General features: G+C 46.6%; 10 protein-coding genes and 4 pseudogenes. All 14 read right to left on the bottom strand.

Annotated elements, in window-relative coordinates:
• Positions 1 to 193: 193 nt before the first annotated feature.
• A pseudogene (locus ABEV15_RS10540) lies at positions 194 to 517 on the bottom strand (TetR/AcrR family transcriptional regulator); the annotation flags it as partial.
• Position 518: 1 nt separating this feature from the next.
• Positions 519 to 656, bottom strand: a pseudogene (locus ABEV15_RS10535) (ABC transporter permease); the annotation flags it as partial.
• A 98-nt stretch (positions 657 to 754) separates the two neighbouring features.
• A complete protein-coding gene (locus ABEV15_RS10530; protein ID WP_498853166.1) occupies positions 755 to 1,273 on the bottom strand; it encodes a GNAT family N-acetyltransferase in 519 nt (172 codons plus the stop codon).
• Positions 1,274 to 1,493: 220 nt separating this feature from the next.
• Positions 1,494 to 3,188: a M3 family oligoendopeptidase gene (locus ABEV15_RS10525; RefSeq protein ID WP_498853167.1), complete on the bottom strand. Its 1,695-nt coding sequence runs from the start codon at positions 3,186 to 3,188 to the stop codon at positions 1,494 to 1,496.
• A gap of 148 nt (positions 3,189 to 3,336) precedes the next feature.
• Positions 3,337 to 4,492: pseudogene (locus ABEV15_RS10520) on the bottom strand (ISL3 family transposase).
• 116 nt (positions 4,493 to 4,608) lie between these two features.
• Positions 4,609 to 6,747 (bottom strand): heavy metal translocating P-type ATPase, encoded by a 2,139-nt coding sequence (locus ABEV15_RS10515; protein WP_498853165.1) that lies wholly within the window; start codon positions 6,745 to 6,747, stop codon positions 4,609 to 4,611.
• A complete protein-coding gene (locus ABEV15_RS10510; RefSeq protein ID WP_498853164.1) occupies positions 6,740 to 7,108 on the bottom strand; it encodes an ArsR/SmtB family transcription factor in 369 nt (122 codons plus the stop codon). The genes ABEV15_RS10515 and ABEV15_RS10510 overlap by 8 nt, the downstream gene beginning before the upstream one ends.
• A gap of 472 nt (positions 7,109 to 7,580) precedes the next feature.
• Entirely contained in the window at positions 7,581 to 8,486 is a 906-nt protein-coding gene (locus tag ABEV15_RS10505) for an Rpn family recombination-promoting nuclease/putative transposase (RefSeq protein ID WP_498853163.1), read from the bottom strand.
• A gap of 514 nt (positions 8,487 to 9,000) precedes the next feature.
• Complete coding sequence (locus ABEV15_RS10500; protein ID WP_014195912.1) at positions 9,001 to 9,552, bottom strand: cysteine hydrolase family protein; 552 nt, start codon at positions 9,550 to 9,552, stop codon at positions 9,001 to 9,003.
• A gap of 157 nt (positions 9,553 to 9,709) precedes the next feature.
• A complete protein-coding gene (locus tag ABEV15_RS10495; protein ID WP_498853162.1) occupies positions 9,710 to 10,390 on the bottom strand; it encodes an IS3 family transposase in 681 nt (226 codons plus the stop codon).
• Positions 10,311 to 10,532, bottom strand: coding sequence for an IS3 family transposase (locus ABEV15_RS10490; RefSeq protein ID WP_498853161.1), 222 nt, complete (start codon positions 10,530 to 10,532; stop codon positions 10,311 to 10,313). Before ABEV15_RS10490 ends, ABEV15_RS10495 begins: the two co-directional genes overlap by 80 nt.
• 38 nt (positions 10,533 to 10,570) lie before the next feature.
• Positions 10,571 to 10,858, bottom strand: a complete 288-nt coding sequence (locus ABEV15_RS10485; RefSeq protein ID WP_498853160.1) for a transposase — start codon at positions 10,856 to 10,858, stop codon at positions 10,571 to 10,573.
• A gap of 57 nt (positions 10,859 to 10,915) precedes the next feature.
• Positions 10,916 to 11,310: pseudogene (locus ABEV15_RS10480) on the bottom strand (hypothetical protein); the annotation flags it as partial.
• Between the two features lie 145 nt (positions 11,311 to 11,455).
• Positions 11,456 to 12,208 (bottom strand): alpha/beta hydrolase, encoded by a 753-nt coding sequence (locus tag ABEV15_RS10475; protein WP_498853159.1) that lies wholly within the window; start codon positions 12,206 to 12,208, stop codon positions 11,456 to 11,458.
• Positions 12,209 to 12,265: the final 57 nt, after the last annotated feature.

Raw genomic sequence — 12,265 nt, 5'->3', positions numbered from 1 at the left:
TGTCATGTAGAAAGACTGGAAGTTTCGATATTAAAGGCAAGGACGGAAAGCGTATCGCACAAGGAATAAATTATAGATATGTCCAAGTCATTCAGCGATTTGACGGATATGCTTATGGAAAGGGGGTGGCGGAACTTGCGTAAGGTGCAATTCCTCCCCGTGCCTAAAGGCAGGGGCTTCCTTGCGTAAGTTTCGTGATCGTCAAGCGGATGACCGAATCAACCGGCAGCTCGGCCAACTCCCCTTTCTCTTGAAAATGGCGGACAATGCGGGCGAATTTTGGATACACGTGCTCTGTAAACACGCGTTGAAAGCACTGTTTAATCTCGGAATGAAAGGCGAGCTCCTGCCAAAGCATACGAATCGCTGGCAAATACTTTTTCACAAAGGCGTAGCGATTGGAAAACACCGCGCGCAAAAACTGTTCGTACGTCTCATATTCGTTGTCAAACACTTCACGGACAAACTCTTTCGCCAAAAACGGGGCGACGGACTGAAACAATGTCGGCGTGACGATCTGGTTTGTATTCTTCGCCATTAAACACCAAATCCATTAACAACAAGACAAACATCGGCGCGACAATCATGAGCGCCAGCGTGCGCTTGTCGCGGAAAAACTGGCGGATGATGCGGACGACAATGGCCAACACTCTCATCGACGGACACCTCCAAACGTCAAAAACGCTTGCTCAATCGTTTCCGCGCCTGCTTCCTGTTTCAATTCATCCGGGCGGCCGACGGTTCGGCAGTCCACCTACTGTTCCATCAATTGGACGTCTCGCCAGCCGTAGCACCACTCCGATAACACTGTTCCGCCGATTTCCACCCTTTCCTCGGCCAGTTTTTCACCGCCAAGCCGTTCGTAGAAACCGCGCGACGGATTGGCGGCAAGCACCCAGACGACGAGCGAATGAATGCCTTTTTGCGCCAAGTCGCGGGCCAAGGCTTGCACAAGCCGCCGTCCCCATCCTTTTCCTTGGGCCTCTTTGAGCAAATACACCGCGTACAGCTCCCCGTCATATCGGGCCGCTGGGCCGTCGCTCGCCCGGTTTCGTCCGCCGGAGATGAATCCAACGACGCGCCCGTGTTCCTCGGCGACAAACACGGAATGGTCCGCTTGGCTGAGCCCCTTCTCCCATAACGCTTGTTTTTCTTCCACTGCCAACGTCTCCAAGTACGCGTCCGGCACGATGCCGCTGTACGTCGTCTTCCAACTTTCGACGTGGACCGAAGCGATGGCTAGTGCGTCGACCCGTGTGGCTTTACGGATCATCGTTTTCCCCCTTTTCCCCAGTTTGATAGAAGTTTTCAAATTGAACGCTCTCCCACCTACGCTTGAGCTTTGAGGTGAGAGATTGTTGGAAACACCCGCCCCACAGCAGGCTGTCAACCAAGCCATCCCCGCCCAACACGTGGAAGTGGGGGTCTTCTCGGCGCGAGATGATAAAGAAAAGCAGGGCGGTGCTGTTCCCGCCCGCCTTCTTTGCTTCTTTTTACAAGGCTTTGTCATCGACGCTGTCCAACCACCGCTCGATATGGCCGACGACCGAAGCGACCGCCCCGTCAGCAAACGGCGACTTTAGGTTGGCGCTTTTGACGAGCTCAGTAAACGGCCGGCTGCCGCCCAATCGGCAAAGCGCCACATAGTCGCGCCAGGCTGATTCCCGGTCTTCCTGCGCCCGCTTCCAAAACTGGAACGCGCACACTTGCGCCAATGTATAATCAATGTAATAAAACGGGTCGGTGTAAATGTGCCCTTGCCGCTGCCAAAATCCGCCGCGCTCAAGGTAGTCATGGCCGGCGTAGTCTCTTGTCGGCAAATACGCTTTTTCGATGTTGCGCCAGACACTCTTCCGCTCAGCCGGCGTCATATCCGGGTTCTCGTAGACAGCGTGCTGAAATTCATCGACCGCAACGCCGTACGGCAAAAACAAAAGTGCGTCGCTCAAATGGGCGAACCGGTATTTGTCGGCGTCTTCGCCGAAAAAGAGCTCCATCCACGGCCATGTGAAAAATTCCATGCTCATCGAATGGATTTCACACGCCTCAAGCGTCGGCCAGTTGTATTCTGGAATGTCGTAATGGCGGCTCTCATACACTTGGAACGCATGCCCCGCTTCATGGGTCAGTACGTCAATGTCGCCGGACGTTCCGGTAAAGTTCGAGAAAATAAACGGCGCCTTATAGTCATCGATATAGGTGCAATAGCCGCCGCCCGCCTTTCCTTTTTTGGCGACGAGGTCCATCAATTCATGTTCGACCATATAGCGGAAAAACTCGCCTGTTTCCGGCGACAGCTCTTCATACATGCGCCGGCCGTTGTCAACAATCCAAGCGGCGTCCCCTTTTGGCGCCGGGTTGCCGCTCGGAAACATGAACGGCTCATCATAATACGTAAGCCGGTCGACCTGAATCCGCTGCCGCTGGCGCTCGCGCAGCTTTGCTGCGAGTGGGACGATGTGCGTTTTCACTTGCCGGCGGTAGCCTGCGACCATATCGGCATTGTAATCGGTCCGGCCTAAACGGGCATAGCCGAGTTCCACAAAGTTTTGGAAACCGAACTTGCGGGCGATCGCCGTGCGGACGTGGACAAGCTCATCATACAATTCATCGAGTTCTTTTTCATAGTCCATGAAAAACGAAAATCGTGCCTCACTCGCCCGTTGGCGCATCGCGCGGTCCGGCGACTCAACAAACGGCTGCAGCTGGGCAAGCGTCCGCTCTTCCCCTTCAAACATGATTTTCGCCGATGCGATGAGCTTCGTATATTCGCTTGCCAGCTTGTTTTCTTTTTGCAAGTCCTCTACAATCGCCGGTGCGTATGTTTTCAGCTGTGCTTCGGCCAACGCAAACAGCTGTTTCCCCCACACTTGTTCCAATTCAGCGCGGAACGGCGAGGAAACAAGCGCGCGGTAATAATCGTTGACAAGCCCCTTGACGATCGGCTCCGTTTCATCGAAAAAGTCTTGTTCTTTCTTATAGAACTCATCGTTTGTATCGATCGTATGGCGAATATGGCAAAGGTTCGCCATCGTGCTGTAGCGGCGGCGCAGCTCATTGATCCGCTTCATCGCCTCGTGTTGCAAGGCGGCGCTCCCCGCACGGCGGAACGAGTCAAGCGCTTCTTGAAACGATGCCTGCAATTGAGTGATGTCCGGCCGCTCATAACGAAACTCAGAAAACTTCATGCTCATCCCCTTCTTTTTTTCACGGAATATGATGATGGGAAAAGATCCATCCCCAGTGAAATGAACCTTTTCCATGTTTCACTGACCAATTGTATATTCGTCGAACTTCAAAAATATGGTTCATCACCGAAAGATGTACTTGCACCTGTCATGAAAGTATGTTAGCTGTTTCCAGCCGAACCCGCAGTGCAAAACGCTGGATATTTCGGTATCCGTATCCCCGACGTTTCATCAGCTTGATCTTGTTATTCGTTCCCTCCATCTTCCCATTCGAATAATGGGATAAAATGCACGATATCATTTCGTCTGTTCGCTTGACGAGTGATTTTGCGATGGCACGAACAACGGAACAAGGACAAAACAAATACCGATGAATCCAAGCCTTCAAGCGTCGTTTCGCCTGTTACTCATCTTTGCTTTTGAACACATAGCGAACATGTTGGAGCGATTGGTAAACAGACTTTAAGTAATCGCTTTCCTTACACCATTCCCGTATGATTTGACGTTCTTCCTCCGTCAATTTCTCTGGGCATTGGCTCAATAAACGGCAAACGTAACGAACATTTCCGTGTTTCTTGCCTCCTTTGCCCAAATATTTGCGGCAACGCTCTAACGCATCGGTAAACAGCTGAATGACATGGATGTCGCCTCTGGGCAAACCCGTTGAATCGCTTTTTTCATCGCTGGAGCCAAGTCACTCACGACATACTGAACGGAACGAGATACATGAGCCAATGCACGCCCAATGGCTTCCTCGTTCTTTCCTGCTTCCATGGCATACACTTCTCCCGTTTCGGCATCCATGATCGCCACTCCATAGTCGTGCCCTTTTCGAAAAGCAAACTCATCGACACAAACCGCTTTTGGTTGGGTATCATTCGATAGGAAGGAGCATGGGTATAAAACCATCGTTCAACGGTCGTGTAAGGAAGCTTGAGCATACGAGCCACCGCCTGAATGGATGTTCCGATGCAAGATTGCGCGACCCATCGCTGAAAAGCATCCGTCGCCACACTTCGAGGAGAGATGGCTGGATACGACGTGCTGAACGTCACGCCACACGTGCTACAACGTCTGCGCTCGACAGGAAGTTCGATCAAAAAAATTCCGATTCGCTGAGCATAGCCATGCATCCATTGCTTCTTTTTGACTGTCATTTTGATCGTGCGCTTCAAGCAGACAGGACATAACGGGCATTGTTCGGGTAGAGAAAGTTCGAAAATCCAACGTTTCCCTTCTTTTCGCACCTTTTGAATCAAAACATCTGGTAAATCGATGAGTTCCTTGATAAACTGAGAGTACATGCGAATTTCCCTCCATGGTTTGGTTTGGTCACCTTTACCATACAGGAAAATTCGCATTTTTTGTACCCTCTATGCACACCTACCTTAAATGATCAAGTACACTTGTGGTGAAGAGCCTATTCTTTAACTTTTAGCAACCGCATGCTGTTTAATGTTACGATTAATGTTGCTCCCATATCCGCAAATATCGCTAACCATAGCGTTAACCAACCAGGCACAATTAACAGTAATGCCAATGCCTTAATCCCTAAAGAGAAAGTAATGTTTTGCTTAATAATCGCTAAAGCTTTGCGGCTCAATTTAATCGTATATGGCAATTTGCTTAAATCATCAGACATTAAGACAATATCGGCTGTTTCTAGGGCTGTATCGGTTCCAGCACCACCCATTGCCACACCAACGGTTGAAGCTGCAAGAGCTGGTGCATCGTTCACACCATCTCCAACCATCGCCACGCTTTGATGCTTGTCACGAAGCTCTTTGATGAAATTCAGTTTATCTTCTGGAAGTAAATCGGCTTTAATATCGGAAACGCCGACTTGTTTTCCGATGGCTTCGGCTGTTCTTTGGTTATCCCCTGTCAACATTACCGTTTTTTCAATACCGACTTGATGAAGTTTTCGAATAACCTCCTTGGATGATTCTCTTATTTCGTCTGCCACGGCAATTAACGCCAGAATTTCTTTTTCCGTCCCTAATACCATGACCGTTTTCCCTTGTGTTTGAAGGGTTGTAATTTGTTCTTTTATTTCTGATTGGATGCCATTTGGAAGAAGTTCTTCAAAAAGACCTGGACTTCCGACATAATACATTTCGTTATTTACTTTGGCTTTGACCCCTTTACCTGTAATGGATTGGAATTCTTCAACCGATACATCCTTAAAATTCAATCCATCTTCTTCTGCTTTTCTTATAATGGCGGAAGCAAGTGGATGTTGTGAGCCTTTTTCAATGGCTGCTGTAATGGTCATTAGTTCATTTTCATCGCCATTATAAGTGACTACATCGGTGACGGAAGGAACACCTTTTGTTAATGTCCCTGTTTTATCAAAAGCAATCACTTTTAAGTTTCCTGCTTCCTCTAAATAAATACCACCTTTAATTAACACACCGTTTTTCGCTGCATTTCCAATGGCAGTTACGATCGAAACAGGCGTGGAAATAACCAACGCACACGGACAACCAACCACTAATACAGCTAGACCTCGATAAATCCATTCGCTCCAATCAGCACCCATAAATAATGGAGGAATAACGGCTAGTAAAAGAGCAAAAATGATAATGGCTGGTGTATAGTATTTGGCAAAACGATCTACAAACGCTTGAGAAGGTGCTCGTTCTGCTTGAGCTTCTTCCACTAAATGGATGATTTTCGAAAGAGTTGTATCTTCCACTCGTTTTGTAACTTTTACTTCCAATAACCCTTCTTCATTCAATGTTCCTGCAAAAACTTCATCACCGACTGTTTTGGTTACTGGAACACTTTCTCCCGTAATGGCAGCCTGATTTAGCGTAGATGTACCCTTGATGACGATTCCATCCATCGCTAATTTCTGACCAGGCTTTACGATCATAATATCCCCGACTTGAATATCGTCAACAGGGACCATCATTTCTTCATTTCCTCGACGAATTAATGCTTCTTTTGGAGCAATATCCATCAACGATTCAATGGATTGACGAGCTTTATCCATGGAATAACGCTCTAAGGCTTCACTAATGGCGAATAGAATAACAACCGTTGCACCTTCTCCCCATTCACCGATCGCTGCAGCTCCTAAAATCGCCACTGTCATCAGCGTATTCATATCAAAATTCAATCGAACTAGGTTTTTGAACCCTTTTATAAATAACGAATATCCACCGATTAAAATTGCTGCAGCATATCCAATTGTCGCAAAGATATGCTCTTCTCCGTATTGCATCCCTAGAAACCAACTGATCACAAGCAAAACGGCGGAAATGTACACTTTAATGTTCTCTTTTTGCTTCCAAAAAGGTTCACGCTTGACTGCTTTTTCTTTATCTTCCCGAATCTTTAAGTTTTCAAAAGCTCCTGCTTTTTCTAATTCTTCGATGGTTGTTGTACCCCAAACGGTAATTTTAGATGCTCCAAAGTTTACTTTAGCATCTTGAACACCTGGCAATGATTTTACATTATTTTCAAACTTTGCCGCACAGTTTGCACAAGTAAATCCTTGAACACGGTAGGTTTTCGCTTCTGATTTAGATAATTTTGCTTGTTGTTCAGACACGGGCTTTCACCTCTTTCTCATGTGCTAACGCAATCATGATTAACTGCTTAATATGGTCATCATCCAGCGAATAAAATGCTAGCTTTCCTTCTTTTCGATACTTTACAATCCCTTGTTTATAAAGGGTCCGTAAATGATGGGAAGTTGTTGCAACAGAAGCCCCGATGATATTAGCAATATCACATACACATAACTCTTCATCTTGGCAAAGTGAATAGACAATTTTTGCCCTATTTTCATCTGTCAGTGCTTTAAACAACAGGACAACACTGGATATATCTTCTTTTTGCAATTCACCATGTATTCGATTGACTTTTTCTTCGTCATAACAATAAATTTCACATGTATCTTTCTTACTCATTCATTATCCCCCTTTCATATTCAAATTTCCGTTTGAATATATTATACCCCCATTTCTTTATATTATTCAAATATTTATTTGAATTAAAAACAAAAAAAGAATGGAATTTAAAAAAATTAATCCAATATTTACCGTGCGATTCATTTAATGTAACTATTCACTCCGATAGTAGTATGTAAAGAAGCGCAACACAAATAGGGCATCCCCGTAATAGAAAATGCCCTAAGTGGTAGAAAGAACACGATCAAGCGTGTCACCCGTCAACAGAAGACATAACGAATCCCACACGTTTTTTTCGTGTTTCGTCAGTGTAGAAACGATGCTTCTCAACAGTGCCTGGCACCGTTCGCTAATTCAGGACGTATTTGAACAGCGAATCGATTTTCTGATCGCTCTCCAATCACCTGTGCAACATCATTGACGTGGGACAAAGAGGGACACAACATAGTTGAACAGCACCCGACACCGTTCGCTAATCTCCCAACCGTTCCCGTACTTCCTCCTCTGTCATGTCGAGAATATGGGCAACGTCTGTTATACTCATTCCTTTTTCGACCATTTTTCGAATCGTTTCATTTTTCCCTTCTTCTCGACCTTTTTTCAATCCTTCTTGTCTTCCTTCTTCCCGACTGCCGCGAATGTTTGAGAGTTGATCAAGGAGCCACTTCAGCCGCATTTCGTATGCGTAACGGTTTTCGGGGTCGACGCTTAAGTTTTGCCATTCTTCTAGCGCCTCTAAAATGTCTTGTTCTGTCATGGCTATTCCCTCCAATTCACGAAACATCTCTTCATCCATTTTTTTCGTTCGTCCATCGACAGCCGACAACATCGTTAGCCATGGCCATTCCGGTGACTGTTTCACTTCTCTCCGATATTTCTTCCATTTTACCATAAATTGTGACAAATCGAGTACATGAAATTCAAGGTGCTCGCTCCAAAGAAACTGTTCTTCGTCTTCACGAATGTGAAAAACGGTATGAAAGTGATCTGTTTCATATGGGAAAAGGGGATAATTTAAGATGGCGATCATAATCGTTGGAGGGAGGATGTCGTACCGTTCTCCTTTCGATAGTGAAGATGAAAACAACCTTGCCCAGTAATACAATAGCCGTTCGGGCATACCGTATTGTGGGATGATTTGAATTTCAACGTGAATGCGCTCGCCGCGGTTTGTGCGAACGATGACATCTAACCGTCCAGTCTTACCGTCTTCTGTTTCTTTCGTTAGTTCGGTGTTTTCAAACTGTACGTCGATGATGCGATCATCTCCAGTCCGATGTAGCAACGCATTTAAAAACGCCATCGTGATTGACTTTCTGCTTGGGTGGCCGAACAGTTGTTTAAACATAAAATCCATTTTTAAATCGAGGTATTGCATACAAATCATCCTTTCGTAGAATATAAGGGACAATTTGATTAAAATCGGGAAATAAGGGAAATGCAAAAGTGGAAAATTGAATTTTACGGAAAATTTTTATGACAAATGGGGTGAAAAAGTGAGAGCATGAACCGTTTTTTAGGTTGAAAATTTAATTTTTGAAGGGAAAGAGTGATTAAATTCAGCCCACTTGATCATGTGGCTGAATAGTTACAAAGCGTTTATTCTTCGCTGGACTGTATCTTTGGAAACGAATAAAACGGAAAAGAGAAGAAGTTTTGATTAAAGTCTCAGATGACTAGATATCATCCACATCCATTTCAGGGGAAAGCCATTGTCGCTTTGCCTTTTTTCTTTTTAATCAAAGAAAGGGAAGACAAAAGAAAAGCCCCGCAGAGATTTCTCTCCGCAGAGCTTTTCGACATACTTCGGGCGGTGACAGTGGAGTGAGCCTTACTGCGCCGCCGAATGGAGAAAAAGAACGTTGACCGTCTATTCTATCATGTTTTCTCCATTATTCCACTATTTCTGCGCCTAGCGTATGGCGAAAATGGCGGAGCGCCCATTCGTGTCCCGCCGCGTCGAAGCTCGCGACCGCCCGCCGGTGGACGACGATGCGAAAGCCTTTATTATATGCATCGACCGCCGTATGGAGGACGCAAATATCGGTGCAGCAGCCGACCAAATGCACTTCCGTGATGCCTCTCTCGCGCAATTTCAGCTCCAAATCGGTCCCGGCGAACGCGCTGTAGCGCGTTTTGTCCATCCAGTAGACGTTGTCTTTATGCTTATTTGCTTGATACACCTCTTCGAGCTCCCCGTACAGCTTTCGGCCCTCCGTCCCTTCAATGTTATGCGGCGGAAACAGCTTCGTTTCCGGATGGTAGTGATCTCCCGCCACATGTTTGTCAATGGCGAAGACAACAAAATCTCCACGATCGATAAACTGTTTCGTCACCCGTACAAGTTCTTCTTCAATCGCCTGCCCCGGCTTCCCGCATGTGAGCGCGCCATGATCGGCGATAAAATCGACGGTGTAGTCGATGTTAATGAGTGCTCTCTTCATGAAAATCCCTCCTGCGTGTTTGTCTAACAAACGGGTCTTGCTGTACATTGGTATTATGTCAAGAAAATAGACACGTAAAATCGAGAAAAATTTTAAAACCCTACTACCGCACCTCGTTTGGTGGCCTCTTATATCGTGACTTTGTGGAGAGAAGAGTTCACTGCTTTTTGCCTTGCTGATGCATCTTCTCATACTCCATTGGCGACATGTACCCGTTTTCCGAATGAATTCGTTGGGCATTATAAAAACATTCCAGGTATTCGAAAATTCGCTGTTTGGCTTCTCCTCTTGTTGTAAAGGTTTCGTGGAAAATCAGTTCCTTTTTGATGATGCTATGAAACGATTCCGCACATGCGTTATCATAACAGTTTCCTTTTCGACTCATGCTGGTTTGCATTCCGTGCTGTCGTAAAATGGCTTGATACTCGTTCGATGCATATTGGCTCCCTTGATCTGAATGGTGAATCAGACCTGGTTGAGGCTTTCTCTCGTTGATGGCCCGGTTTAATGCTTTGATCACTAACTCTTTTGTCATGCGCTCGGAAAGACACCAGCCAACGATTTTACGAGAAAACAAATCCATGACCGAAGCTAAATACAGCCATCCTTCTTTCGTCCAAATATACGTGATATCCGCTACCCATACTTGATTCGGCTCATCTGCTTCAAACTGCTGATTCAATAAGTTGGGATACACAGGCAAATGATGCTTCGAGTTTGTGGTTACCTTATATTTTTTCTTTGTTTTTGAACGAATATCACCATCTTTCATGGACCGTTTTTTGAGATACCTTAACCCCTTGTTTCTGAAGGATTTTTGTGATTTTTGGACTGCCATACGTTTCTCTTGAATCGATATGAATCTTTTTGATTTGCTTTTTCAATGCTTCCTGTCTTTTCTTTTGTTGACTTTCGGGTCGTTTGGCCCATGCATAGTATCCACTTCTTGAAACGCCTAAGACTTCACACGTCTTCGCCACGCGAAACTCTTTTCTATGCGTATGAATGAATGTATAAATTACTTCTGGTTTTTGGCGAAGATGCTCATGGCCTTTTTTAAGATCGCGTTTTCCTCCTCCAGATCCCGAATGCGTTTTTGAAGTTCACGCTTTTCACGATCTTCCGGCTTGAGGTTTCCACTCCCCACAAAGCTATGCTCATCATCTTTTTTATAATCTGCGACCCATTTATGAAGAGTTTTTGGCGAAATATCGAGTTGTCTTGCGGTTTGAGCGACCACCTTTCCTTCCTCGACCACTAATTTTACTGCATGTATTTTGAATTCTTTATCAAAACGTCTTGTCATTATAGACACCCCTCATCATTGATAGATTTACTATACATTTCTCTATTCGTTGTGTCTATAATCTAGACTAACATCAATCCGCTGCATATCCAATAAAGCGCGCACCAACGCAAACGCCGCCCGGACGATCGCACTTCCCTCGGCTCCTCCACCCGGCCTTCGAGCGCGGCGGTCAGGCGCGGAGTGAGCGCCTCTTCCACATCGAGCGGCCGGCGTTGATCGAGCCATTCGTCGCACAACCACGCGAGCGTCTGCAGCGTGTTGAACTTCCGGTGGGCGTACCGGGCGACAAGCCCGCTATGCCGGTACATAAGCGCGTAGTCGAACAGGCGGACAAGCGTCCGAAACGGTTCGACCTCGTCCCACGAAGCCATGAGCGGCCGCACCTGGGCAAGGGCATCCACGATTCGTTTTTCTTCAACGAGCAATGCGATCGGTTTGATATGATTCATACAAAGAAAACTCCCTTATTCTTTTTCCAGCTATTTATAAGTGTAGAACAAGCCCGGCAAAACAGCCACATATTTTTTCACAAAAATACCGACAAACAAAAAATGGCCTCTCCTTTGAACAGGATCAGCCATATACCGATTCGTTTTATCCGGCGTGCTTGGCGAAAAATTCGAGAGACCGTTCAATAATCATCGGTTGATCGTAATCGAGCGTCGCCACATGGTAGCTGTTTCGGAGGCAGACGATCTCTTTCTCCGTCGATGAAATGCCTTGAAAGATGATGTCGGCGTTTCCCGGCGGCACGACGTGATCTTCGTCGGAGACAAAAATCAACGCCGGACAGACGATGCGATCGAGTTTCGCTTTTGTCTGTGCCATCAGCCTAGTCAGCTGAAGAAGCGAAGCAGTCGGCGTTTTCTCGTATGCCAGCTCTTTCACATCCGGATTTTTCAAGTCCGAACCGATCGAATCCAGATACCTCGGCAGCTCGCCCCCGCCCGTCATCCCGGCGGCGATGGCCGGGATGTCGACAGCGGCGTTAATCGGCACGATGCCGCAGATGTCTGGGTGATGTTCCGCCAAATAAAGCGTGAGCGTCCCACCCATCGACAGCCCGGTGACAAAAATGGTTTGGCATCGTTGTTTCAGCCATCCATATCCTTCTTCGACCGAGGCGACCCAATCGTGGAATGTCGTCCGTTCCATGTCTTCGTAATGCGTTCCGTGCCCTTTTAAGCGCGGCAGGCAAACGGTATAGCCGGCTTTCGCATACGCTTCAGCGAGCGGACGCATGCTGTGGGGCGTGCCGGTGAATCCGTGCACGAGCAGCACCCCGACCGGCCCGTTTTCGGCGTAAAACGGCTCGGCGCCCGAGAGCACCGGATATTGTTCTCTCATCTTCCTCTCCCCCTTATCTAGTCAAATCCGTTCCTCTCACGAAACTTACGCAAGGAA

The organism is Bhargavaea massiliensis (genome assembly GCF_050480245.1).
Lineage (GTDB): Bacteria > Bacillota > Bacilli > Bacillales > Anoxybacillaceae > Anoxybacillus.
The sequence above is the reverse complement of the archived record's forward strand: the minus strand, read 5'-3'. Positions and strand labels throughout refer to the sequence as shown.